This window comes from Streptomyces sp. NPDC058864, from assembly GCF_042742985.1.
In the GTDB taxonomy this organism is placed as follows: Bacteria; Actinomycetota; Actinomycetes; order Streptomycetales; family Streptomycetaceae; genus Actinacidiphila.
Map to the genome: position 1 here is coordinate 73,840 of NZ_JBHYMQ010000019.1, position 24,490 is coordinate 98,329.

The following is a 24,490-nucleotide window of genomic DNA, read 5'->3' on the forward strand; positions in this document are numbered from 1 at the left end:
TCACGGGCCGCGCGGGGCCTATTCGCACTCGGACATCTCGTCCAGCCGCGGCCGCTGGTCGGCCAGCCCCTGCGACGTCAGCGGCTTGAGGTGCTTGACGTACGACGCGCGCCAGGCGCCCGAGGTGATCTGCTCCTTTATGGTGTCGCATATGGCCCGCTTCAGCGCGGGCTCGTTCTGCTGCAGCCCCACCCCGTACTCCTCGTTCCCGAAGGGCGCGCCCAGCAGCCGCAGTTCCTTGGTGTGCTGGGCCCGGTAGCCCGCCAGGATGATGTCGTCGGTCGAGACGGCGTCGACCTTGCCCGCCAGCAGTTCGCCGACGCAGAGCCCGTACGAGGCCTGCTGCGCGGTCCTTATCTGCGGGTACTCCTTGCGGAGCCGATCGGCGGGCGTCGAGTCGGTGACGGTGCAGACATCGCGGCCGAACAGGTCCTGCACACTGTGGACGGGGGCGTCGGTGCGCACCAGGAAGTCCTGGCCGGCCTGGTAGTAGGGCCCGGCGAAGTCGACCTTCTCCTTCCGGGCGGGCGTGATCGAGTAACTGGCCACTATGAAGTCGACGTTCCCGGCGCTCAGACGGTACTCACGGGACTGGGTGTCGACGACCGTGAACTGCACCTTCGTGAAGCCCAGATGCCTGGCGATGGCCCGCGCGAGGTCGATGTCGAAGCCCTCGTACCCGTCCTCGGCGGTGCTGGACGCCTCACTGAGGCCCGGCTGGTCCTTCTTGACGCCGACGATGAGGTAACCGCGCTCACGCGCCGCCTTGTACGTCGGCGAGCTGGACAGCGGGGGCCCGTCGTCCCGCATCCGGTCGACGGCGAACCAGCCGCCCGCGGCCAGGACCACGAGGGCGACCCCGCCCGCCGCCAGCGAGTACCAGCGCCGCCGGGAGGGGCGCGGTCGCGGGGTCTGCGGATCCCGCGGAGGGGCCGCGGGGTCGGGAACGTGCTCCGAGGTGACGGCGGACCCGTCCGTCTGCGTCGCGTCCGGGTCGTAGTCCGGGTGGACGGCCACCGGGAACTGCGGGGTCTCCTGGGCCACGTGCTGCAGCAACTGCTCGGCGCGTTCCGCCGACAGCCGCGCCCCGGGCTCCTTGACCAGCAACCCGTCGATCAGCGGGCGCAGCGGCCCCGCGTGGGCCGTCGGAGGCGGCTCGGCCGTACGGACGGCCTCCAGCACCTCGTACGGTGTCGGGCCGCGGAAGGGGGCCCGGCCCTCGACCATCTCGTACAGCGTGACGCCCAGCGACCACAGGTCGGCGGCCGGGGTCGGCGTCAGCCGGCTGGCCAGCTCCGGCGCCAGGTACTGCGGGGTGCCGACGGTCTCGTGCATCCGCGTCACCTGGGCGGCGCCCTCGAAGGTCGCGATCCCGAAGTCCATGAGCACCGCCCGCCCGTCCCGGCGGAACAGGATGTTGTGCGGCTTCACGTCGCGGTGCAGCACCCCGGCCGCGTGCACCGCGCGCAGCCCGCGCAGTACCTCCAGGCCGATCTGCGCCGCCTGCAGCGCCGGGATCCGGCCCCGCTCGCGCAACTGGTCGGCCAGCGAGTGCGGGTTGACCTGCTCCATGACGATCCAGACCTGGCCGTCGGCCTCGATCACGTCGTGCACGGCGACCACGTGCTCGTGCCCGATCCGGGCGATGGCCTGCGCCTCCCGGCGTGCCCGCTCCACCCACTGGGCCTGCGTCTCCGGGTCCAGCGCGCCCCGGAACAGCAGCTCCTTGACGGCGACCTGACGGCCGAGCCGGTTGTCGTACGCCTCCCACACCACGCCCATGCCGCCGCGCCCCAGTTGCCGGCGCAGCTCGTAGCGGCCGTCGACGAGGGTGTGCGGCATACCCCCAGAACTCATGCGTGTGCCCCCATCGGTACGTGGTCCGCTACAGGTTAGGGGGCTCTGACGGGGATGAACATCGTCCCAGGGGCGGGGGACGATCACACTTCGGGCGGAATGGTCCGTACCGGCCGTCCACCCATCCGCCGCGTCAACGACGCCACGGGCCAACGCGGCTAGGGCTTCACCGACCGGTAGTAGCGCTCGGCGCCCGCGTGCAGCCGCAACGGGTCGGTGAAGACCGCCGTGCGCAGGTCCATCAGCTGGGCGGCGTGCACCTCCTGCCCGATCCGGTCCCGGCTGTCGATCACGGTGCGGGTGAGGCGGTCCACCAGCCCGGTGTCCGTCCGGTCGGTGGTGATCAGCAGGTTGGCGACCGCGATCGTCTGCACCGCCCGGCCGCCCTGGACCATCGGGTAGGCGTCCGCGGGCATGACCGCCTGCCGGTAGTACTCCGACTCGTCGCTCTCGGCGTGCAGCCGCGCCACCAGGTCGCCGAGCTGGACCAGCTTGACGTCGGTGGTCTCCGCCAGGTTCGCGATGGTCTTGGTCGGCAGCCCGCCCGACCAGAAGAACGCGTCCAGCTCCCCCTGGCGCAGCATCTCCGGTGCCCGGTCGATGCCCACCGTGCGGCGCCGCACGTCGCCGGGCTCCCCGAGGCCCGCGGCCTCGAGCAGCCGCTGCGTTATCAGGTTCACCCCGGAGCTGGGCTGGCCGATCCCCACCCGCAGCCCGCGCAGGTCCTTCGCCGACCGCACGGGGGAGTCGGCGGGCACCACGAGCTGCATGTAGTCGTCGTACAGCCGGGCGCAGGCGCGCAGCCGGTCGGCGCCCGGCCCGTCGTAGTCGGCGACGGCGTCGGCCGCGGCGATGGCGAAATCGGCCTTGCCGGTCGCCACCCGCCGGACGTTGTCCACGGACCCCTCGGACCGCACCAGGCGCACCGGCACCCCGGGCAGGTCCGTGTGCAGATAGGGCTGGAGCCGCTTGCCGTACGTGTCGTACACCCCGTTGCGCACACCGGTGGCGAAGTCGACCCTGTCCTTCGGGTACGACGGCCCGTCGGAGGGCAGCACCCACCACAGCAGCAGCGCGACCGCCGCCGCCACCGCCAGCACGGCCTGCACGGCCCGGCGCCTGCCGATACGAGGGAGCTCCATCCCCGCGATAGTGCCAGGCCCGGCGCCGCCCCGGCCAGCGCGCCGTCCGCGGGCTCCGCCCACCGGGCGGGAAGGTCCCGTCCCACGGGGAACACCCTTCCCGGGGGGCACCACGCCGAAGGGGGGTCCGCACGGGACGTCCGGCGACGTGGACGGTGGACGGCCTCGTCGTGCACCGTGTCGACGAGACCGCGCTGCCCATGGGGACCGGACGGCGTCTGCCGCCCGCCGCCACCGCGCAGGTCGTGGCCGGGGCGCCGGGGCTGCGGCCGGACTTCGCCGCCGCCGACGGCACGCTGGGCCTGGCGACCCGCACCTTCGCGCTGACGGCCGGCAGCCTGAACGTCCTGGTGGACACCGGGACCGGCAACGGCCGGACCCGCTCCGGCCCCGTGTGGCACCGCCTCGCACCGACTACCCGCGGCGCCTTGCGGAGGCCGGTTTCCCGCCGCACTCCGTGGACCTGGTGATCCTCACCCACCTGCACACCGACCACGTCGGCCGGAACACCCGCGACGAATGGGAACACTGGGCGGACACGGACCTCGACGACCTTGCCGACGTCACCGGCGCCCGTGGAGGTGGCCCCCGGAATCCCTCTCCTGCCGGTGCCCGGCATCCCCCGGGGCAGGCCGTGGTGGAGCAGCGCGGCACGGGCCGGTCGGCACCGGTCACCGGGAGACAGCTTCCACCACCCCGCGCGGATCGCCGACCCCGCGATCACCAGCACCGCCGACTCCGACCCGGCTGGGGCCGCACACCCGCCGCACACACCCGCCGCGCACCGCTCGGCGGTCACGCCGGTACGGACACGGGCACCGTCGTCGCGTGGGAGGACGGCCACCGCCTCCTCCCCGAGCCATCCGGTCACCTGACGCGGCGGACGTCACCAGGCGTCACCAGGCGCCGCCCGGCGCCGCAAGATGCCGCCCGCGCGGGGGTGGGCGGGGGCACGGGCGCGCGCGCCCCGCCCTTACCCTGGATGGGTGCAGCGTGAAGAGCAGGGTGTGAAGAGCTACGAGATCCGCACCTACGGGTGCCAGATGAACGTCCACGACTCCGAGCGGCTGGCAGGCCTCCTGGAGGCGGCCGGCTACGTTCGCGCGCCCAAGGGCGATGACGGCACGGTGTCCGCAGATGTTGTCGTCTTCAACACCTGCGCGGTCCGGGAGAACGCCGACAACCGCCTGTACGGCAACCTGGGCCGCCTGGCGCCGCAGAAGGCCGCCCGGCCCGGCATGCAGATCGCCGTGGGCGGCTGCCTCGCGCAGAAGGACCGCGACACGATCGTCAGGAAGGCCCCCTGGGTCGACGTCGTCTTCGGCACCCACAACATCGGCAGCCTGCCGGTGCTGCTGGAGCGCGCCCGGATCGCCGAAGAGGCGCAGGTCGAGATCGCCGAGTCGCTGGAGACCTTCCCGTCCACGCTGCCGACCCGGCGCGAGTCGGCCTACGCGGCCTGGGTGTCGATCTCGGTCGGCTGCAACAACACCTGCACCTTCTGCATCGTCCCGGCGCTGCGCGGCAAGGAGAAGGACCGCCGCCCCGGCGACATCCTCGCCGAGGTCGAGGCACTGGTCGCCGAGGGCGTCATCGAGGTCACCCTGCTCGGCCAGAACGTCAACGCCTACGGCTCCGACATCGGAGACCGGGAGGCCTTCAGCGAGCTGCTGCGCGCCTGCGGCAAGGTCGAGGGCCTCGAGCGGGTCCGCTTCACCTCGCCCCACCCGCGCGACTTCACCGACGACGTGATCGCGGCCATGGCCGAGACCCCGAACGTGATGCACCAGCTGCACATGCCGCTGCAGTCCGGTTCCGACACCGTGCTGCGCGCCATGCGCCGCTCGTACCGGCAGGACCGTTACCTCGGCATCATCGAGAAGGTGCGCGCGGCCATGCCGGACGCCGCCATCTCCACCGACATCATCGTGGGCTTCCCCGGCGAGACCGAGGAGGACTTCGAGCAGACGCTGCACGTCGTGCGCGAGGCCCGCTTCGCGCAGGCCTACACCTTCCAGTACTCCAAGCGCCCGGGCACGCCCGCCGCCGAGATGGAGGGGCAGGTGCCGAAGGCGGTCGTCCAGGAGCGCTACGAGCGGCTGGTCGCGCTGCAGGAGGAGATCTCCTGGGCCGAGAACAAGAAGCAGGTCGGCCGCACCCTGGAGGTGCTCGTCGCCGAGGGCGAGGGCCGCAAGGACGACGCCACGCGGCGCCTGTCCGGCCGGGCCCCCGACAACCGCCTGGTGCACTTCGCGCCGCCCGCCGAGCCGGTCCGCCCCGGTGACGTGGTGATGGCGGAGATCAGCTACGCCGCCCCGCACCACCTGCTCGCCGAGCACCCGGCGTTCGGCGTCCGCCGCACCTCCGCGGGCGACGCCTGGGAGCGGCGCACCGCGGCCGCGGCGGCCAAGCCCGCGGGTGTCATGCTGGGCCTGCCGACGATCGGCGCGCCCGCGCCGGCACCGGCGGCGGCCGCACCGGGATGCGGCCGCGACTGACGGACCGGGGACACCGCGGGGACGCGGGGACGAGGGGGAGACGGATGGCTCGTTGGGGGCTCTTCGCCGAGGAGACCGTGGGCAGCGGCGACGCCAGGCGCTGGGAGTTCGAGCTCCTCGGTCACGCCGACGGCACGCGCGAGGAGGCGCTGCGCAAGCTGGAGGAGGCGGCGCTCGCCTATCGGCCCAGCAAGCCCTTCAGCGTGCGGCGCAGCTGGCTGTACCGCTCGGGGGAGGGGTTCGTGCAGGTCAACGAGGGTGTGACGACGACCTACATCTGCCGCTTCACGGTGGCCGAACTGATCCGGGACAGCAAGAACCCGAAGGCCGCCGCCGTGGCCGAGCCCTGGGACCGCGTGCCCGAGGGCTTCTGACACGACGGACGGTAGGGTTCCGATCATGCTGGTCGCCGCTGCCGTCTGCCCCTGTCCGCCGCTGCTCGTGCCCGACGCCGCGTCGGGCGCGGCGCCGGAACTGGACCCGCTGCGCGCCGCCTGCGCGGACGCGCTGGCCGTGCTGGCCGCCGCGCGTCCCGACCTGCTGGTCGTGGTGGGCCCCGCGGACTCCGCCCATGTCTGGGAGGGCGGTGGGACGGGCTCGCTGCGCCCGTACGGCGTCGACCTGACGGTGCGGCTCGGCGACGGGAGTGACCCCGAGCCCCTGGCCCCGTCGCTGACCCTCGCGGCCTGGCTCCTGACGCGGGCCGGCTCCACCGCACCCCTGCACGCCTGCGGCGTGCCCGTGCACGCGCCCGCGGCCCGGATGCTGGAGCTGGGACGGGGCCTGGCGGAGCTGGCCGACCGGGTGGCGTTGCTGGTCATGGGCGACGGCAGCACCTGCCGGACGCTCAAGGCGCCCGGCTACCTCGACGAGCGCGCCGAGCCCTTCGATGCCTCCGTGGCACGCGCCCTGGGTACCGCCGACACCCAGGCGCTGGCGGCCCTGGACGCAACGCTGGCGACCGAACTGGGGGCGGCGGGACGCGCCCCCTGGCAGGTGCTGGCCGGCGCCGCCGAGGGCACCGGGCTCGACGCCGGTCTGCTTTACGACGAGGCGCCGTACGGCGTCGGCTACTTCGTGGCGACCTGGTCGTAGCGAGGCCGGGGCCGGGGGCCCCGGACCGTCCTCCTCAGGGCGCGTCCTTGGAGCCGCTCTCCTTCAGGTGCTCCATGGCGTCCTTCGTCTTGTCCACACCCTTGTGGATCTTCCCGCTGTACTTGTGCTTGGTCTTCTCGTCGACCGTGCGCGCGACCTTGTCCAGCCGCGAACCGATCGCCTCGCCGTGCTGCTCCATGAAGTCGCCGGCCTTGGCGCCGGCCCTGGCCCTGGCGTGCTCGGCCTTGGCCTTCAGCGTGTCCTTGAGGCTCATGCGTCACCGTCTCCCATGGATGCCTTTGCCGGAAATGACCCTTTTCCCGTAAAGATCTTACTCGTCCACAGGTAAAACCGCGCCGCCGGGATTTGCGAAACTGTGCACGTGAGAAACGACGTCCCCCACGTGATCGCCGTCGTCGGCCCCACCGCGGCCGGCAAGTCCGACCTCGGAGTCGCCCTTGCCCAGGCCCTCGACGGCGAGGTGATCAACGCGGATTCCATGCAGCTCTACCGCGGCATGGACATCGGCACCGCCAAGCTCACCGAGGACGAGCGGCAGGGCGTTCCGCACCATCTGCTCGACATATGGGACGTCACCCAGGCCGCCAGCGTCGCCGAGTACCAGCGCCTCGCCCGCGCCGAGATCGACCGGCTGCTGGCCGCCGGGCGCACCCCGGTGCTCGTCGGCGGCTCGGGGCTCTACGTGCGCGCCGCCATCGACGCCCTGGAGTTCCCCGGCACAGACCCGGTGGTGCGCGCCCGGCTGGAGGCGGAGCTCGAAACCCTCGGCTCCGGCCCGCTGCACGCCCGTCTGGCCGCCGTGGACCCGGAGGCGGCCCGCGCGATCCTGCCCAGCAACGGCCGGCGGATCGTGCGCGCGCTGGAAGTCGTGGAGATCACCGGCCGGCCCTTCACCGCGAACCTGCCCGGTCACGACTCCGTGTACGACACGGTCCAGATCGGCGTCGACGTCCCCCGACCGGAACTCGACGAACGGATCACGCTGCGGGTCGACCGCATGTGGGAGGCCGGACTCGTCGGCGAGGTGGCCGCCCTCGAGACGGCCGGCCTGCGTGAGGGGCGCACGGCCTCCCGGGCGCTCGGCTACCAGCAGGTGCTGGCCGCGCTGGCCGGGGAGTGCACCGACGCGGAGGCGCGCGCGGAGACCGTGCGCGCCACCAAACGCTTCGCGCGCCGCCAGGACTCGTGGTTCCGCCGGGACCGCCGGGTGCACTGGCTCGCGGGCCGCGGACAGGAGCTGGTCGGCCAGGCGCTCGCCCTCCTGGGCCCCGCCCGGTCGGGCGGTCACAGCCTGATCACGTGATGGCATCGGGACGCCCCAGGGGCACTTGACGCCTCTTCGCGCGTGCCATCATCGAGCATCGGAGCTACGGTGTCGGACTTCTTGGGAGGGCGCGTGGCGATGGAAGCCGGCCCTCGCAACGGACCGCAGCCGGAACGTACCGAGCGCGCCTCCGGCGAGGAGCTCGAGTCCCGCGACCAGCTCGTGGTCGACGGTCCCCTGGAGGACCCGCTGGACGAGCAGACCCTCGCGGAGGAGCAGCAGTCCTTCCGGGAGCTGCGTCCCGAGCGGCGCCTGCGCGCGTGGCAGATCGCCCCGATCGTCGCCCTCGGCGTGCTGGGCTCGCTGATGTTCGCCTTCCCGCTGGCCTTCGAGACCGGCGACGGCGGCGCCGTCGTCGCGATGCTCGGCCTCCTGCTGGGCTGCTGCTCCGCGGGATGGGGGATCATGGCCGCCCGCCGGGTGGGCTACACCTGGCCGGGGCTGCCGGCCCGCGGTTCCGGCCGCCGCCCGGACTGGCGTTTCGTGGCGCTGTACACGGCGATCACGGTGGTGCTGACGCTGCTCGCCTTCTGGCGGGTCGCCCGTCTGCGCTGACCCGTAGACTCGGGCCATGACCAGCGCAGCACCGCAGGGCCTGCCCTTCCTCAAGGGGCACGGCACGGAGAACGACTTCGTGATCATCCCCGACCCCGACGGGGCGCTCGACCTGACCGCGGAGAGCGTCGCGCGCCTGTGCGACCGCCGCGCCGGGATCGGCGGCGACGGGGTGCTGCGGGTCGTGCGCTCGGCGAAGCACCCGGAGGCCGCCGCCATGGCCGCGGAGGCCGAGTGGTTCATGGACTACCGCAACGGCGACGGCAGCATCGCGGAGATGTGCGGCAACGGCGTACGGGTCTTCGCGCACTACCTCCTGCGCGCCGGGCTCACCGGCGCCGGGGACGTCGCCGTGGCGACCCGCGCCGGCGTGCGCCGTGTGCACATCGACAAGGACGGCGACATCACCGTCGACATGGGCCGTGCCGCGCTCCCCGTCGGCGACGTCGAGGTGGCGGTCGGCGAGCGCAGCTGGCCCGCTCGCAACGTGAACATGGGCAACCCGCACGCCGTCGCATTCGTCGACGACCTCGCCCACGCCGGCAAGCTGCTGGACGCCCCGCGATGGGCGCCCGCCGCGGCCTACCCGGACGGCGTGAACGTGGAGTTCGTCGTCGACCGCGGTGACCGGCACGTCGCCATGCGGGTCCACGAGCGCGGCTCCGGCGAGACCCGCTCCTGCGGCACCGGCGCCTGCGCCGTCATGGTGGCCGCGGCCCGGCGCGACGGCCGCGACCCGGCGGTGACCGGCAGCCCCGAGACCTACCGGGTCGACCTGCCGGGCGGCACCCTGGTGATCACCGAACGCCCGGACGGCACCGTCGAGATGACGGGACCCGCGGTGATCGTGGCCGAGGGCGTCATCGATCCGGCCTGGCTCGGCGACGGCGGCTGAGGATACCCGCTCCGAGGGCCCGGTATTCGCTCGAACGGGTGATGCCGATCACGCTGGGCGAGAGCGTGGCAGCGGCACGTGATGGGCTCGGTAGCATCAAGCACCGGCACGGAAGCCATCCCGCCGGTGGGTGACGCTGCCGGAGGTGCCGCATGAGACCGGACAACGCAGTGGAGACCGCCCCGGGCGCCGCAGGACGCAGGCGCATCCCCCGGGCCGCGGACCTGCGCCGGCTGGGACGTGCGGCCCTGCTGGGCCCGGGCGGCCGCGCCGGCCGCCTGCCGGAGTCCATCGAGCACATCGCCAAGGTGCACCGCACCCGGCATCCCGGCGCGGACCTCGCCATCCTGCGCAAGGCGTACGTGCTCGCCGAGTCCTCGCACCGCGGGCAGATGCGCAAGAGCGGCGAGCCGTACATCACGCACCCGCTCGCGGTGACCCTGATCCTCGCCGAACTCGGCGCGGAGACCACGACGTTGACCGCCTCGCTGCTCCACGACACCGTCGAGGACACCGAGGTGACGCTCGATCAGGTACGGGAGGAGTTCGGCGAGGAGGTCCGTTTCCTCGTCGACGGCGTCACCAAGCTGGAGAAGGTGGACTACGGCGCCGCCGCGGAGCCGGAGACCTTCCGCAAGATGCTCGTCGCCACCGGCAACGACGTCCGCGTCATGTCCATCAAGCTCGCCGACCGGCTGCACAACATGCGCACCCTCGGTGTCATGCGCCCCGAGAAACAGGCCCGCATCGCCAAGGTCACCCGGGACGTGCTGATCCCGCTCGCCGAACGCCTCGGCGTCCAGGCGCTGAAGACCGAACTGGAGGACCTGGTCTTCGCCATCCTCCACCCCGAGGACTACCTCCGCACCACCGAACTGATCCTGGAGCACGCCGCCCTGCCCGATCCGCTGGGCGCCGTCGCCGAGGACGTGCGCAAGGTGCTCCGCGAGGCCGGCATCAGCTCCGAGGTCGAGGTGCGGCCCCGGCACGTGGTCTCCGTGCACCGGGTCCGGCTCAAGCGCGGCGGTGCGCTGCCCGGCGGCAGCGACTTCGGGCGGGTGCTGATCCAGGTCGCCGAGGACGCCGACTGCTACGCCGTCCTCGGCGAACTGCACACCTGCTTCACCCCCGTCATCGCGGAGTTCAAGGACTTCATCGCGGCGCCCAAGTTCAACCTCTACCAGTCGCTGCACACCGCCATCCGCGACGGCGAGGGCCGCGTCGCCGAAGTCCTCATCCGCACCCGGCAGATGCACCACACGGCCGAGGCCGGGGTCATCGCGCTCGGCAATCCGTACGTCACCGCCGAGACCGCCGACTGCGACGAGGGCGAACGCGTCGACCCCACCCGCCCCGGCTGGCTCGCCCGGCTGCTGGAGTGGCAGCGCGAGGCCCCCGACCCGGACTTCTTCTGGAGCACGCTGCGCGACGAGCTCGCCCAGGACCGCGAGATCACCGTCTTCTCCGCCGACGGCGGCACCGTGGGCCTGCCCGACGGCGCCACCTGCACCGACGCCGCGTACGCGCTGCACGGCGAGGGCGCCCACTCCTGCGTCGGGGTGCGCGTCAACGGACGGCTCGCGCCGCTCGGCACGGTCCTGCGGGACGGCGACACCGTCCAGCTCCTGATGACCGAGGCCACCGACGGGGACGGCTACGGGCCCTCGCCCGAGTGGCTGGAGCACGCCCGCACCCCGGCCGCCCGGATCGCCATCGCGCGCTGGCTGGAGGCGCATCCGGCGGCCACCGCCGAGGAGGAACCGGCCACCCCCGCCGTCCGCGCCGCCGGCACGGCCGCCCGCAGGGCCGCCGAACCGCTCGCGGACACCGACCCGCCCGGCGCCGCCGTGCGCATGGCCCGCTGCTGCACCCCCGTGCCGCCCGACGGCATCACCGGCTTCCCCATCCGCGGCGGCACCGTCGCCGTGCACCGCAGCGAGTGTCCCGTCGCCGCGCGCATGGCCGCCTCCGGCCGTGCCAGGGTGGCCGTCCACTGGCGCTCCGACGCACCCGTCACCGGTCACCGGGCCACCCTCTACGCCGAGGCGCTGGGCCGGCCCCGGCTGCTCGCCGACCTCACCGAGGTGATCGCCACCGAAGGCGTCGCCATCGTCTACGCCGCGGTGGAGCCGCCGCAGGAGCACCGCGTACGCCACACCTACACCGTCGAACTGCCCGACCCGGGCGCGCTGCCCGCGCTCATGCGCGCCATGCGCGCCGTCCCCGGCGTGTACGACGTGTACCGCGCCCAGGAGGCGGTGGCCGCCGCGCAGCCGTAGAAGGAGTACCCGATCGGGTGGGGTGCTGACGCGCCGCCGCCGGGCGGGTACGGTGCGCTGATAGCCGTATCCCATGATCGGATCCTTTGCGCGCCGTGCCACCGTCACCGCGGCGGCCGTGGTGGCGCTCACCGCGGCCGCACTGCCCGGCGACACGACACCCGCGGGGCTCGGTGACCGGCTCTACCCCGAACTCGGCAACCCCGGGTACGACGTCTACGACTACGACATCTCGTTCACCTACCGCGGCAACGACCGGCCCCTGGACGCCGTGACCCGGGTCGACGCCCTCGCCACGGACACCCTGAGCCGCTTCCACCTCGACTTCCGCGGCGACGTCCGCTCCGTCGAGGTCAACGGCCGCCGGGCGGCCTTCCGCACCTGGCGCGAGGAACTGGTCGTGACGCCCGCCGTCCCCGTCCCCCGCGGTGACCGCCTGCGGGTGACCGTCGTCCACACCAGCGACCCCGCGGCCAAGGGCGACACCGGCTGGATCCGCACCAAGGACGGCCTGGCCATGGCCAACCAGGCCGCCGCCGCCCACACCGTCTTCCCCTGCAACGACCACCCGTCCGACAAGGCCCGCTTCGCCTTCCACGTCACCGCGCCGAACGACCTCACCGTCGTCACCAGCGGCCTGCCCGAGACGGCCGTCCGCAAGGGACCGCTGACGACCTGGAACTACCGCACGGTGCACGTGATGGCCACCGAGCTCGCCCAGGTCTCCATCGGCCGCTCCGCCGTCCTGCGCCGCACCGGCCCCGGCGGTCTGCCGCTGCGCGACGTCCTCCCCTCCGCCGACCCCGACCGGGCCGCCCTGGAGAAGCGCCTGGCGATGACCGCCGGGCAGATCGCCTGGATGGAACGGCAGGTCGGCCCGTTCCCCTTCGAGACGTACGGCATCCTCAGCGCCGACACCGTCACCGGCTTCGAGCTGGAGACCCAGACCCTCTCGCTCTTCGAGCGGCGGGTGCTGCTGGGCCGGGAGGCCGACGCGGGGCCGGTGATGGTGCACGAGCTGGCCCACCAGTGGTTCGGCGACAGCGTCTCGCCCGCGACCTGGTCCGACCTGTGGCTCAACGAGGGGCACGCCACCTGGTACCAGTGGCGCTACGCCGCCGAGCACTACCGCGAGCTCACGCTGGAGCAGCTCGCCAAGGCCGCCTACGGCGCCGACGCGCGCCTGCGCCGCGACGGCGGCCCGGCCGCCGCCCCGAAGCCGCCCGGCAGCGACGGCAAGCTCGGCATCTTCCGCGGCAACGTCTACTTCGGCGGGGCGCTCGTGCTGTACGCGCTGAGCCGGGAGATGGGCGCGGAGGCCTTCCAGCGGCTGGAGCGGGCCTGGGTCACCCGCCACCGCGACGGGGTCGCCTCCACCCGCGACTTCATCGCGCTCGCCTCCGAGGTCGCCGGCCGCGACCTGGGCGGCTTCCTGCGCGCCTGGCTCTACGGGCCCACCACGCCCCCGATGCCCGGCCACCCGGACTGGAAGCGCTCCGTGCCCGCCAAACCGGTGCACGGCCCGGCACACCGGCGCGAGGCGGGGAAAGTCGCGTGACCCGGCGGCGACGGGCGTGCGAACATCTACCTACGGCGACGACGCGCCCGGACCGGGGGAATCCTCCGGGTCCGCGCGGCGTTGTCACCGTACGAGGGGACGAGCGCCCCCCGTTCCCGTCGACCAGCCGAGCAAAGGATCCAATGACCTCCTCTTCCTCCTCTTCTTCTGCTTCTTCTGCCCGCAGCCGCCAGCGCCTCCCCGAGAGCCTTCGGGCCGACGCCCTGATGGAAGAGGACGTCGCCTGGAGTCACGAGATCGACGGCGAGCGTGACGGCGACCAGTTCGACCGCTCCGACCGTGCGTCGCTGCGACGGGTCGTCGGCCTCTCCACCGAGCTCGAGGACATCACCGAGGTCGAGTACCGCCAGCTCCGCCTGGAGCGGGTCGTGCTCGTCGGCGTCTGGACGGACGGCACGGTGCAGGACGCCGAGAACTCCCTCGCGGAGCTCGCCGCCCTCGCCGAGACCGCAGGCGCCCTCGTCCTGGACGGTGTCATCCAGCGCCGCGACAAGCCGGACCCGGCCACCTACATCGGTTCCGGCAAGGCCCAGGAGCTGCGCGACATCGTGATGGAGAGCGGCGCCGACACCGTCGTCTGTGACGGTGAGCTCAGCCCCGGCCAGCTCATTCACCTCGAGGACGTCGTCAAGGTGAAGGTCGTCGACCGCACCGCGCTGATCCTCGACATCTTCGCCCAGCACGCAAAGAGCCGTGAGGGCAAGGCCCAGGTCTCGCTCGCGCAGATGCAGTACATGCTGCCGCGGCTGCGAGGCTGGGGTCAGTCGCTCTCCCGGCAGATGGGTGGCGGTGGCTCGGGCTCCTCGGGCGGCGGCATGGCCACCCGTGGTCCCGGTGAGACCAAGATCGAGACCGACCGGCGGCGCATCCGCGAGAAGATGGCCAAGATGCGCCGGGAGATCGCGGAGATGAAGACGAGCCGCGACCTCAAGCGCCAGGAGCGCAAGCGCCACAAGGTGCCCTCGGTCGCGATCGCCGGCTACACCAACGCCGGCAAGTCCTCGCTCCTCAACCGGCTCACCGGAGCGGGCGTCCTGGTGGAGAACGCGCTGTTCGCCACCCTGGACCCGACCGTGCGCCGGGCGGAGACCCCGAGCGGGCGGCTCTACACCCTCGCGGACACCGTCGGCTTCGTGCGGCACCTGCCGCACCACCTCGTCGAGGCGTTCCGCTCCACCATGGAGGAGGTCGCCGAGGCCGACCTCATCCTGCACGTGGTGGACGGCTCGCACCCCAACCCGGACGAACAGCTCGCAGCCGTGCGCGAGGTCTTCCGCGACGTCGGCGCGCTGGACGTGCCGGAGATCGTGGTGATCAACAAGGCGGACGCCGCCGACCCGGTGCTGCTGCAGGCCCTGCTGCGCCGCGAGAAGCACTCCATCGCCGTCTCCGCCCGTACCGGGCGGGGCATCGCGGAGCTGCTGGGCATGATCGACGACCAGCTGCCGCGGCCCGCCGTCGAGATCGAGGCGCTGGTGCCGTACACGCGCGGTGCGCTCGTCGCCCGCGTCCACGCGGACGGCGAGGTGCTCTCCGAGGAGCACACCGGCGAGGGCACCCTCCTCAAGGCGCGGGTGCACGACGAGCTCGCGGCCGAGCTCGAACCGTTCGCCCTGGCCGCGCGCCGCTAGGCCGGAATCTGCGGTACGTACCGGAAGGGCCCTCCCCCGCACGGGGGAGGGCCCTTCCGGCGTCCGGCGGCGGTGTCAGCCGCGGACGGCGTCGAAGACCTCCTCGGCCTCGGGGCCCAGGTGCGGGCCCGCCAGCCAGCGGGGGCTGTCCTGCGGGCCGATCGAGGTGTTGCTGACCAGGGCCTGCCTGCCGCCGGGCTCCCGGGCGAACCAGCCGCCGCCGGAGGAGCCCGCCGTCATGGTGCAGCCCAGCCAGTGCATGGTCGGCGCGTCCGCGTCCAGGGCGAGGCGGACCGGGTCGCCCGAGCAGTGGTACTGCTGGTAGCCGAAGCCGTCGAAGGGGGCTGCGGCCGGGTAGCCGCGGATGTCCATGGAGTCGATGGCGGCCGAGGTGGGCGCGTCGAACCAGACCGGCACCGAGGCCCCGACCGTCTCCTCCAGCGACTTGCCGGAGTCCGGGTTGGTCACCTTCAGCACGGCGAAGTCGTAGGGGTAGGCGGAACTGGTCTCCGAGGACTCCCCGCCCCCGTCGATCCACTGCTGGGAGGTCCCCGCCTTCGTCGCCCACCACGTGCCGTAGGGGGCGAGCTGCTCCTTGCCGGCGCTCCGCAGCGCGGCGCCGCTCAGACCCGTGTCGTTGAAGGACGGCACGAAGACGATGTTGCGGTACCAGCCGCCCTGCGCGCCCGCGTGCACGCAGTGGCCCGCCGTCCACACCAGGTTGCTGCGGCCCGGGTTCGCCGGGTCGCTCACCACGGTCGCCGAGCAGACCGCCTGGCCGTCGGGCATGTCGAAGAGCAGCTTGCCCGTGGCCGGGGAGGCCTCGTGGTACGGGGTCGGAAGGCGCTGCGCCCGGATCGCGGCCGGCTCGGGGTCGGTGGTGCCGTCGTCCGCCTGCCGCAGGTCGGGCCGTTGCTCGTCGTCCGGGGTCCCGTCGGCGTTGCGGAGCCGGTCGGCGTCCCAGAGGTCCTTGATGATGGGGTTGATGAAGTCGGCCGCGTCGCGCAGCCACTTGTCCTTGTCCCAGTCCTTCCAGCCGCCGTTCTTCAGCGCGTCGGCCCATTTGTCCAGGTCGTCGAGGCTCGTGGGGAGGGCGGTCGGCAGCTGGAGGCCGCCGTCGCCGGCCGTCGCGGTGGGTGTCGGGCCCGTCTTGGCGTCGGCGTTGTCGTCGGACGGGCCGCAGGCCGTCGCGGTCACGGCGAGCAGTGCCGCGGCGACGGCGGCCGCGGCCAACCGGCTTATCGGTGCCATGGGTTGTTGTCCCCCTGTTGTCAACACGTCGTCAACAGTCGTCTGCCCACTGGAGGGCGACCCCGCACCATGCCCTCACGGGGAGGACGGCGGGAGACTCGCCGACGGTTCCTCGCCACGATCTGCGCCCCAGACAGTTGCCGGTAAGCGCGTACGTCGTTGGTAGCTCCGGAGACGCAAGCGCCGACAGCGAGGAGTGAGCACGTGGCCGCCATGCCGAGCGCGCGGAGCCGACCGGCGGTGCACGAGGGCGAGTCCGACGACACCGAGGGCATCCTGCGCCGCCAGTCACTGCGCGAGTCCGCCGCCCGCACCTACGCCCGCTCGCTGCCCGTCGTCCCCGTGCGTGCCCGCGGCATGACCATCGAGGGCGCCGACGGGCGCCGTTACCTCGACTGCCTCTCCGGCGCCGGCACCCTCGCCCTGGGCCACAACCACCCCGTCGTCCTGGAGGCCATCCGCGCCGTCCTCGACTCCGGCGCCCCGCTCCACGTGCTGGACCTCGCCACCCCCGTCAAGGACGCCTTCACCACCGCCCTCTTCGAGACCCTGCCGCGTCGACTCGCTGAGCACGGACGCATCCAGTTCTGCGGCCCGGCCGGAACCGACGCCGTCGAGGCCGCCCTCAAGCTCGTCCGCACCGCCACCGGCCGCGGCGGACTGCTGGCCTTCTCCGGCGGCTACCACGGCATGACCGCCGCCGCCCTGGCCGCCACGGGCGACACCGCCGTCCGCGGCGCGGCCGGCGTCGCCGACGCGCGGATCACCCGGCTCCCGTACCCGTACGACTACCGCTGCCCGTTCGGTGTGGGCGGGGAACACGGCGCCGAGCTCTCCGCCCGACTGACGGAGAGCCTGCTCGACGACCCCAAGGGCGGCATCCAGCCTCCGGCGGGGATGCTCCTCGAACCCGTCCAGGGCGAGGGCGGTGTCATCCCGGCCCCCGACACCTGGCTGCGGCGGATGCGCGACCTCACCGCGGCGCGCGGCATCCCGCTGATCGCGGACGAGGTGCAGACCGGCGTCGGGCGCACCGGGACCTTCTGGGCCGTCGAGCACAGCGGAGTCGTCCCGGACGTGATGGTGCTGTCCAAGGCGATCGGCGGCAGCCTCCCGCTCGCCGTCATCGTCTACCGCGAGGAACTCGACGCCTGGCAGCCCGGCGCCCACGCCGGTACCTTCCGCGGCAACCAGCTCGCCATGGCCGCGGGCACCGCGACCCTCACCCACGTGCGCCGCAACGGCCTGGCCGAGCGCGCCGCACTGCTCGGCGCCCGCATGCTCGCCCGGCTGCGGGAGCTGGCCGCGGCGCACCCCTGCATCGGCGACGTCCGAGGCCGCGGCCTCATGCTCGGCGTCGAACTCGTCGACCCGGACGCGGCCCCCGGCCTCCGGGGCGTCCCCCCGACCGCGCCAGGCCTCGCGGCGGCCGTCCGGCGGGCCGCCCTCGACCGCGGGCTCATCGTCGAACTCGGCGGCCGCGACGGCAGCGTCATCCGGCTGCTGCCCCCGCTGACGATCACCGAAGAACAGTCAGAAGCCGTCCTGGACCGCCTCGCCGATGCCCTCGTCGCGGCGACGGCCGTCCGGGTGTGACCTTGCGTCCACCGGCCCCGCCCCGGGGCGGATGTCACCGGGCGCCGACCCCTCACGGAGCGAAGCGATGACCGTACGTCCCGGCGAAGAAGCCCCCGTGGCCGTCCTCCCCCAGCAGCGCGCCGCCGCGGCCGAACCGCCGGAGCCGCCCGCCCCGGCGCCCGGCGCCGACCCCCTGGAGCAGGCGGATCCGTGGGCCGCGGCCGACGCCGCGGGCACGGAGGCCCTGCTGCGCTGCTGGGTCCGCGAGAAGGGGCTGCCACCGGAGCCGGACGGCCGCACCCTGCGTGTGCCGCTGCCCGCGAGCGGCACCGAACTCCTCGTTCCGGTCCGCCACTGGTCGGCCGTCGGCCACCACCGCCTCGGCGCCCCGCGGCCCGCCGCCGGAGGCGCCCCGCTGGACGCCGTCACCCTCGCCGCGCTGCTCGCCCGGGAGGCCGCCGCGACCGGACCGGACGGTCCCGGCCTCGTCGCGCGCGTCGCCGACTCCGTACGCCACACCGCCGCGTTCCTCACCGCCCGCCGCGCCCGCCCCGCCGCCCCCCACGGCACCCACCCCTTCCTCGACGCCGAGCAGGCCCTCGTCCTGGGCCACCCGCTGCACCCCGCGCCCAAGGGCCGGGAAGGCCTCACCGAGGCCGAGGCCGCGGTGTACGCCCCGGAACTGCGCGGGTCCTTCGCCCTGCACTGGATGTCCGTGCACCGCTCGCTCCTGGCCACCGACTCCGCCTGGACCGAACGCGGCCGCCCCGTCACCGCCGAGCACCTGCTGGCGGCCCTCGCCGGACCGGAGCTCACCAGGCGGCTCCCCGCCGGTACCGTGCCCCTGCCGCTCCACCCCTGGCAGGCCCGCGAGGTCGCCCACCGCCCCGGGGTGCGCGCACTGCTGGAGGCCGGACTCCTCCACGACCTCGGCGCCGCAGGCGACCCCTGGCACCCCACGTCCTCGCTGCGCACCGTCTACCGGCCCGGCGCCACCGCGATGCTCAAGCTCTCGCTGGCCCTGCGGATCACCAACTCCCGCCGCGAGAACCTCCGCAAGGAGCTCCACCGGGGCGTCGAGGTGCACCGGCTGCTCCGGGCCGGCCTCGCCGCGCGCTGGCACGCCGCCCACCCCGGGTTCGACATCGTCCGGGACCCCGCCTGGCTGGCCGTCGGTACCGCCGAGGGCGTGCCCGTACCCGGCCTCGACGTCGTCCTGCGGCACAACCCCTTCGGCCCGGGGGACGATGTGCGCTGCCTCGCCGGCATCACGGCCCCGCGCCCCGTGCCGGACGGCGGCGCCCTGCGGTCCGGGCTCGCCGAACTGCTGGCCCGGCTCGCGTCCCGTACCGGACGACCGGTGGCGGCCGTCGCCACCGAGTGGTTCCTGCGCTACCTGGACGCCGTTGTCCGGCCCGTCCTGTGGCTCGACGGCGAGGCGGGCATCGCCCTGGAGGCCCACCAGCAGAACACGCTGGTCGTCCTCGACGCCGAAGGCTGGCCGGCGGGCGGCCGCTACCGCGACAACCAGGGCTACTACTTCCGCGAGTCGGCGCGCGCCGGCCTCACCGCCCTGCTGCCCGCGGCCGGCGGGAGCAGCGACACCTTCGTGGCCGACGCCGTCGCGGACGAGCGCCTCGCCTACTACCTCGGCGTCAACAACGTCCTCGGTCTCGTCGGCGCCCTCGGCTCCCAGCGCCTCGCCGACGAACGCGTGCTCCTCGCCGCGCTGCGCCGCTTCCTGGAACAGGCCGCCCGCACCGGCCGCTCCGGCCTGCCCGCACGGCTGCTGACCGAACCGCTGCTGCGCTGCAAGGCCAACCTCCTCACCCGGCTGCACGGCATGGACGAGCTGGTCGGCCCCGTCGACACCCAGTCCGTCTACGTCACCGTCCCCAACCCGCTCACCGCCTGACGAGAGGAGGCCGCGACCACCGTGGCGACCGCCGACCCCACCCCCGCGTCCCCGCCCGGGAACGCCGACGACACCCTCGACCTGGAACTGCCCCCCGAAATCCGCGCCCTCTTCGACGAGGACGTCACCGCCGACGACCGCGCCGGCGGCCCGGCCCCGCTCGACGACCTCCTCGACGGCGTCGCCGACTGGGGCCCGGTCGGCACCCCCGCGGGCACCTTCCAGCTCGTCCCCGTACGCCCCGAGCGGGACCTCCCCGTCATCGCCCACTGGATGAACGACCCCGCCGTCGCGGAGTTCTGGGAGCTCGCGGGCCGGCCCGAGGTCGCCGAGCGGCACCTGCGCGCCCAGCTCGACGGCGACGGCCGCAGCATGCCCTGCATCGGGGTGCTCGACGGCGTGCCCATGAGCTACTGGGAGGTCTACCGCGCCGACCTCGACGCGCTGGCCCGCTACTACCCGGCCCGCCCCCACGACACCGGGCTCCACCTGCTCATCGGCCCCGTCGCCGAACGGGCCCGCGGCCTCGGCGGCACCCTGCTGCGGGCCGTCGCCGACCACGCCCTGCGCCAGCGCCCCCGCTGCACCCGGGTGATCGCCGAGCCGGACCTGCGCAACACCCCGTCCGTCGCCGCCTTCCTCACCGCGGGCTTCCGCTTCTCGGCGGAGGTCGAGCTGCCCGGCAAGCGGGCCGCGCTGCTGGTCCGCGACCGCGCGCTGCGTCACCTCCTGTGACCCGCCGGTCCCACGGGGGGACCGGCGGGTCTCCGGCGACGACCGTGTTGTCGGTGCCGCCCCGTAGGGTGGACCCCCTATGACACAGCCCGCGAAGCCCGCCCTCACCGATCTCCTCCACGCCGCCGTCAGCGCGGTCGGCGGGGTGGAGCGGCCCGGCCAGGTCGCCATGGCCGAAGCCGTAGCCGAAGCCGTGGACAACGGCTCCCACCTGCTCGTCCAGGCCGGTACCGGAACCGGAAAGTCGCTCGGCTACCTGGTGCCCGCGCTGGCCCACGGCGAGCGCGTGGTGGTCGCCACGGCGACCCTGGCCCTGCAGCGCCAGCTCGTCGAGCGCGACCTGCCGCGCACCGTGACCGCGCTGCAGCCGCTGCTGCGCCGCGAGCCGCAGTTCGCGATGCTCAAGGGCCGCTCCAACTACCTGTGCCTGCACCGGCTCCACGAGGGCGTGCCGCAGGACGAGGGCGACGGGCTCTTCGACCAGTTCGAGGCCGCCGCGCCGACCAGCAAGCTCGGCCAGGACCTGCTCCGGCTGCGCGACTGGGCGGACGAGACGGAGAGCGGCGACCGCGACGACCTGACCCCCGGCGTCTCCGACCGGGCCTGGCAGCAGGTCTCGGTCACCTCCCGCGAGTGCCTGGGCGCCTCGCGCTGCGCCTACGGTGCCGAGTGCTTCGCGGAGGCGGCGCGCGAGCGCGCCAAGCTCGCCGACGTCGTCGTCACCAACCACGCGCTGCTGGCCATCGACGCACTCGAGGGCGCACCCGTGCTGCCCGGCCACGAGGTGCTCGTTGTGGACGAGGCGCACGAACTGGTCTCCCGCGTCACCGGCGTCGCCACCGGCGAGCTGACCCCGGGCCGGGTCAACAGGACGGTGAAGCTCGCGGCCAAGCTGGTCAACGAGAAGGCCGCGGACGCCCTGATGAGCGCCTCGGAAGGCTTCGAACGGCTCATGGAACTCGCCCTTCCCGGGCGCCTCGAAGAGCTGCCCGAGGACCTCCGCTACGCCCTGATGGCGCTGCGCGACGCCTGCCGCCAGGTCATCACCTCGCTCGGCGAGACCCGCGACCGCTCCGTGCAGGACGAGGACGCCGTACGGAAGATGGCCCTCGCCGCCACGGAGAACGTCCACGAGGTCGCCGAGCGCATCGTCGAGGGCTCGGAGTACGACGTCGTCTGGTACGAGCGCCACGACCGGTTCGGCGCCTCGCTGCGGGTCGCCCCGCTCAGCGTCTCCGGGCTGCTGCGGGAGAAGCTCTTCACCGAGCGTTCCGTCGTCCTGACCTCCGCCACGCTCCGGCTCGGCGCCGACTTCAACGGGGTCGCGGCCTCGCTCGGGCTGGCCCCGGAGGGCACCGTGGCCGCCGAGGGCGAGGAGGATCCGCCGGAGTGGAAGGGCCTCGACGTCGGTTCGCCCTTTGACTATCCCAAGCAGGGCATCCTCTACGTAGCCCGGCATCTGTCGCAGCCCGGCCGGGACGGCGGCCGCGAGGACATGCTGGACGAGCTCGCCGAGCTGATCGAGGCCGCGGGCGGTCGCACGCTCGGCCTGTTCTCGTCCATGCGTGCGGCCCAGGCCGCCGCCGAGGCGCTGCGCGGCCGTATCGACCACCCGATCCTGCTGCAGGGCGAGGAGACCCTGGGCGAGCTGATCCGCCGCTTCGCCTCGGACGCCCGCACCTGCCTGTTCGGCACCCTCTCGCTCTGGCAGGGCGTGGACGTGCCCGGACCGAACTGCCAGTTGGTGGTCATGGACCGGATCCCGTTCCCCCGCCCGGACGATCCGCTGATGAGCGCACGGCAGAAGGACGTGGAGCAGAGGGGCGGCAACGGCTTCATGGCGGTCGCCGCCACCCACGCGGCCCTGCTGATGGCGCAGGGCGCAGGCCGGCTGGTGCGCGCCTCCGGGGACCGCGGGGTCGTCGCCGTCCTCGACCCCCGGCTGGTCACGGCACGCTACGGGGGCTTCATCAAGGCCTCGATGCCGGACTTCTGGCAGACGACCGACCGCAACCAGGTCCGCCGCTCGCTGGCCGCCATCGACGCCGCCGCCTCGGCGGCCGAGTGACGCTGCCGGGCACCCCCGGCCGCCGAGCGGCAGGAACGGCACCCGGCACACAGGCCCCGGCACACAAACAAGCCCCGGCACACAAAACAGGGCCCCGGAACCGGCGCAGAGGTCCCGGGGCCCGGTCACGGGCGGGTCATGGGTCAGACCCGGCGCAGCACCGCCACCACCTTGCCGAGGATGGTCGCCTCGTCCCCGGGGATGGGCTGGTACGCGGCGTTGTGCGGCATCAGCCACACATGCCCGTCCTCGCGCTTGAAGCGTTTGACCGTGGCCTCTCCCTCGATCATCGCCGCGACGATGTCGCCGTTCTCCGCGACCGGCTGACGGCGCACCGTCACCCAGTCGCCGTCACAGATGGCCGCCTCGATCATCGAGTCGCCGACGACCTTCAGGACGAACAGCTCGCCGTCGCCCACCAGCTGGCGGGGCAGCGGGAACACGTCCTCCACGGACTCCTCGGCGAGGATCGGGCCACCGGCCGCGATCCGGCCGACCAGGGGCACGTAGGACGCGGAGGGCTTGCCGGCGGTGTCCGTGGGCTGCGCCTGCGCGGAGTCGGAGGCGCGCACCTCGTACGCACGCGGCCGGTGCGGGTCACGCCGGAGGAATCCCTTGCGCTCCAGGGCCATGAGCTGATGGGCGACCGACGACGTGCTCGACAGCCCGACGGCCTGGCCGATCTCACGCATGGACGGCGGGTATCCACGCCGCTGGACGGAATCCCGGATCACCTCGATGACGCGCCTTTGGCGGTCGGTGAGTCCGGAGCTGTCCGCCCGGATTCCCGGAGGTCGTCCGGGTAGCGCACGTGCGGGCTTTGGCGTCTCGTCGTTCATCGCTTCCATCGGGCGTACCCGGTCCTGGGGGCGGTCATGGGCGGTCAATGCGGCGCTGTCGGCGGTGGTGGTCATGGCGGCCCCTCTCGAGATGTTCTCCCTAGTAGGACAACGGTAGTTGCTTTCGAAAGGTTGCGCCAAACACACGTTCGAGTGAATTTGCGCGGATCCAGTGTCGCGATCAAGGTGTAGATGGTATTGATCGAAAATAAATTCGAATTCACTCGGCATTCGGGATCCGAACGCCGTTTCGCCGGGCCGGTATTGCGCCGCCGCCCCCGTTTTCCCTTCGCGCTCCCATGATGCGCGAGCCGTGACGATCCGTACACCCAGTGTGTCACTCGCGCCCCGGCTCTCCCGGCAGGCGCCGCGTCGCGTAGGCTCCCGTCCCGTCGGCGGGCCGCGACACGCGGTCCGTGCGATGGGCGCGTTTGGCCTCCACGCCACCAGATCTAGTGCTTGGATGGAGTGCAGCCCCCACAAGTAGTGGTCCCCGGGTCATCAAGCCCTCCCGGATCGCCTATGCTTGTGGCTGCTTCGCGGGGCCGTCACAGGCCCCTCGGGCTCATAAGTCGTGCGCTCACCGTGGGTGAGGGAGGGAGAGGGAAACGATGCACTGCCCCTTCTGCCGACACCCCGACAGCCGCGTCGTCGACAGCCGGACCACCGACGACGGCACCTCGATCCGCCGTCGCCGGCAGTGCCCCGACTGCGGCCGCCGGTTCACCACCGTGGAGACGGCCTCGCTGATGGTGATCAAGCGCAGCGGGGTCACCGAACCCTTCAGCCGGAACAAGGTCATCGCCGGGGTCCGCAAGGCCTGCCAGGGCCGGCCCGTCACCGAGGACGCCCTCGCCCAGCTCGGGCAGCGCGTCGAGGAGGCGGTACGCGCCACGGGCAGCGCCGAGCTGTCGACCCACGACGTCGGACTGGCCATACTCGGTCCGCTGAAGGACCTGGACCTGGTCGCCTATCTGCGGTTCGCCTCGGTCTACCGGGCCTTCGACTCGCTCGAGGACTTCGAGGCGGCGATCGCCGAGCTGCGTGACCAGGGGCCGCCGGGCGGCACCGGAGGGCGGGACCGGGACGGAGCCGTCCCCGCCGCCCTCGCCGCGGACTAGCGGCGGCGCACCGGCACCGGACTTGCCGGGCACCTGGTCGGTGTACCGGCCGCGAGAGACACATACGCGGGAAGACCGCGGCGCTTCAGGGCGTTTTACCTGTAATG

At 73.4% G+C, this 24,490-nt stretch carries 21 protein-coding genes; 16 read left to right on the forward strand and 5 right to left on the reverse strand.

Going from position 1 to position 24,490, the window contains the following annotated elements:
- Positions 1-18: 18 nt before the first annotated feature.
- Together ACFW3D_RS17400 and ACFW3D_RS17405 are read right to left on the reverse strand one after the other, a co-directional pair.
- On the reverse strand, positions 19-1,857 hold the full coding sequence (locus tag ACFW3D_RS17400; protein ID WP_500504993.1) for a bifunctional serine/threonine-protein kinase/glutamate ABC transporter substrate-binding protein: 1,839 nt from the start codon (positions 1,855-1,857) through the stop codon (positions 19-21).
- Positions 1,858-2,015: 158 nt separating this feature from the next.
- Positions 2,016-2,999: a TAXI family TRAP transporter solute-binding subunit gene (locus tag ACFW3D_RS17405; RefSeq protein WP_500504994.1), complete on the reverse strand. Its 984-nt coding sequence runs from the start codon at positions 2,997-2,999 to the stop codon at positions 2,016-2,018.
- A gap of 170 nt (positions 3,000-3,169) precedes the next feature.
- Here ACFW3D_RS17405 and ACFW3D_RS17410 point away from each other — a divergent pair, with 170 nt between their 5' ends.
- Genes ACFW3D_RS17410 through ACFW3D_RS17430 form a run of 5 tightly spaced genes read left to right on the forward strand, consistent with a single transcriptional unit; the run spans position 3,170 to position 6,592 of the window.
- Positions 3,170-3,469 (forward strand): hypothetical protein, encoded by a 300-nt coding sequence (locus ACFW3D_RS17410; protein WP_500504995.1) that lies wholly within the window; start codon positions 3,170-3,172, stop codon positions 3,467-3,469.
- Positions 3,394-3,996, forward strand: a complete 603-nt coding sequence (locus ACFW3D_RS17415) for an MBL fold metallo-hydrolase (RefSeq protein ID WP_500504996.1) — start codon at positions 3,394-3,396, stop codon at positions 3,994-3,996. The genes ACFW3D_RS17410 and ACFW3D_RS17415 overlap by 76 nt, the downstream gene beginning before the upstream one ends.
- A gap of 10 nt (positions 3,997-4,006) precedes the next feature.
- Complete coding sequence (miaB, locus tag ACFW3D_RS17420) at positions 4,007-5,497, forward strand: tRNA (N6-isopentenyl adenosine(37)-C2)-methylthiotransferase MiaB (RefSeq protein WP_500505051.1); 1,491 nt, start codon at positions 4,007-4,009, stop codon at positions 5,495-5,497.
- 44 nt (positions 5,498-5,541) lie between these two features.
- The gene (locus ACFW3D_RS17425; RefSeq protein ID WP_500504997.1) at positions 5,542-5,871 is read left to right on the forward strand and encodes a hypothetical protein; all 330 of its coding nucleotides are present in this window, start codon (positions 5,542-5,544) and stop codon (positions 5,869-5,871) included.
- A 25-nt stretch (positions 5,872-5,896) separates the two neighbouring features.
- Positions 5,897-6,592: a class III extradiol dioxygenase subunit B-like domain-containing protein gene (locus ACFW3D_RS17430; protein ID WP_500504998.1), complete on the forward strand. Its 696-nt coding sequence runs from the start codon at positions 5,897-5,899 to the stop codon at positions 6,590-6,592.
- A gap of 34 nt (positions 6,593-6,626) precedes the next feature.
- On the opposite strand, the gene ACFW3D_RS17435 is transcribed toward ACFW3D_RS17430, so the two are convergent.
- A complete protein-coding gene (locus ACFW3D_RS17435) occupies positions 6,627-6,866 on the reverse strand; it encodes an antitoxin (protein ID WP_500505000.1) in 240 nt (79 codons plus the stop codon).
- 108 nt (positions 6,867-6,974) lie between these two features.
- Here ACFW3D_RS17435 and miaA point away from each other — a divergent pair, with 108 nt between their 5' ends.
- From miaA to hflX, 6 genes are all read left to right on the forward strand, one after another.
- On the forward strand, positions 6,975-7,916 hold the full coding sequence (gene miaA, locus ACFW3D_RS17440) for a tRNA (adenosine(37)-N6)-dimethylallyltransferase MiaA (RefSeq protein WP_500505001.1): 942 nt from the start codon (positions 6,975-6,977) through the stop codon (positions 7,914-7,916).
- Between the two features lie 99 nt (positions 7,917-8,015).
- Entirely contained in the window at positions 8,016-8,492 is a 477-nt protein-coding gene (locus ACFW3D_RS17445) for a hypothetical protein (RefSeq protein ID WP_500505052.1), read from the forward strand.
- Between the two features lie 16 nt (positions 8,493-8,508).
- Positions 8,509-9,387: a diaminopimelate epimerase gene (gene dapF / locus ACFW3D_RS17450; protein WP_500505002.1), complete on the forward strand. Its 879-nt coding sequence runs from the start codon at positions 8,509-8,511 to the stop codon at positions 9,385-9,387.
- A gap of 152 nt (positions 9,388-9,539) precedes the next feature.
- The gene (locus tag ACFW3D_RS17455) at positions 9,540-11,666 is read left to right on the forward strand and encodes a RelA/SpoT family protein (RefSeq protein WP_500505003.1); all 2,127 of its coding nucleotides are present in this window, start codon (positions 9,540-9,542) and stop codon (positions 11,664-11,666) included.
- A 73-nt stretch (positions 11,667-11,739) separates the two neighbouring features.
- A complete protein-coding gene (locus ACFW3D_RS17460; protein WP_500505005.1) occupies positions 11,740-13,224 on the forward strand; it encodes a M1 family metallopeptidase in 1,485 nt (494 codons plus the stop codon).
- Positions 13,225-13,367: 143 nt separating this feature from the next.
- Complete coding sequence (hflX, locus tag ACFW3D_RS17465; protein ID WP_500505006.1) at positions 13,368-14,876, forward strand: GTPase HflX; 1,509 nt, start codon at positions 13,368-13,370, stop codon at positions 14,874-14,876.
- Positions 14,877-14,951: 75 nt separating this feature from the next.
- Here the strand turns inward: hflX and ACFW3D_RS17470 are convergent, their stop codons facing one another.
- A complete protein-coding gene (locus ACFW3D_RS17470) occupies positions 14,952-16,127 on the reverse strand; it encodes a trypsin-like serine peptidase (protein ID WP_500505007.1) in 1,176 nt (391 codons plus the stop codon).
- A 213-nt stretch (positions 16,128-16,340) separates the two neighbouring features.
- On the opposite strand from ACFW3D_RS17470, the gene ACFW3D_RS17475 reads away from it, so the two are divergent.
- From ACFW3D_RS17475 to ACFW3D_RS17490, 4 genes are all read left to right on the forward strand, one after another.
- Positions 16,341-17,723 (forward strand): diaminobutyrate--2-oxoglutarate transaminase family protein, encoded by a 1,383-nt coding sequence (locus tag ACFW3D_RS17475; RefSeq protein WP_500505053.1) that lies wholly within the window; start codon positions 16,341-16,343, stop codon positions 17,721-17,723.
- A gap of 67 nt (positions 17,724-17,790) precedes the next feature.
- A complete protein-coding gene (locus tag ACFW3D_RS17480) occupies positions 17,791-19,620 on the forward strand; it encodes an IucA/IucC family protein (RefSeq protein ID WP_500505008.1) in 1,830 nt (609 codons plus the stop codon).
- 21 nt (positions 19,621-19,641) lie between these two features.
- Entirely contained in the window at positions 19,642-20,355 is a 714-nt protein-coding gene (locus ACFW3D_RS17485) for a GNAT family N-acetyltransferase (RefSeq protein WP_500505010.1), read from the forward strand.
- A gap of 79 nt (positions 20,356-20,434) precedes the next feature.
- Positions 20,435-22,423 carry an ATP-dependent DNA helicase gene (locus tag ACFW3D_RS17490; RefSeq protein ID WP_500505011.1) on the forward strand — a complete coding sequence of 663 codons (1,989 nt, stop codon included), beginning with the start codon at positions 20,435-20,437 and terminating at the stop codon, positions 22,421-22,423.
- A gap of 143 nt (positions 22,424-22,566) precedes the next feature.
- On the opposite strand, the gene lexA is transcribed toward ACFW3D_RS17490, so the two are convergent.
- Complete coding sequence (gene lexA / locus ACFW3D_RS17495; RefSeq protein ID WP_499601900.1) at positions 22,567-23,337, reverse strand: transcriptional repressor LexA; 771 nt, start codon at positions 23,335-23,337, stop codon at positions 22,567-22,569.
- Between the two features lie 536 nt (positions 23,338-23,873).
- Here lexA and nrdR point away from each other — a divergent pair.
- Positions 23,874-24,383 carry a transcriptional regulator NrdR gene (nrdR, locus tag ACFW3D_RS17500; protein ID WP_500505012.1) on the forward strand — a complete coding sequence of 170 codons (510 nt, stop codon included), beginning with the start codon at positions 23,874-23,876 and terminating at the stop codon, positions 24,381-24,383.
- Positions 24,384-24,490: the final 107 nt, after the last annotated feature.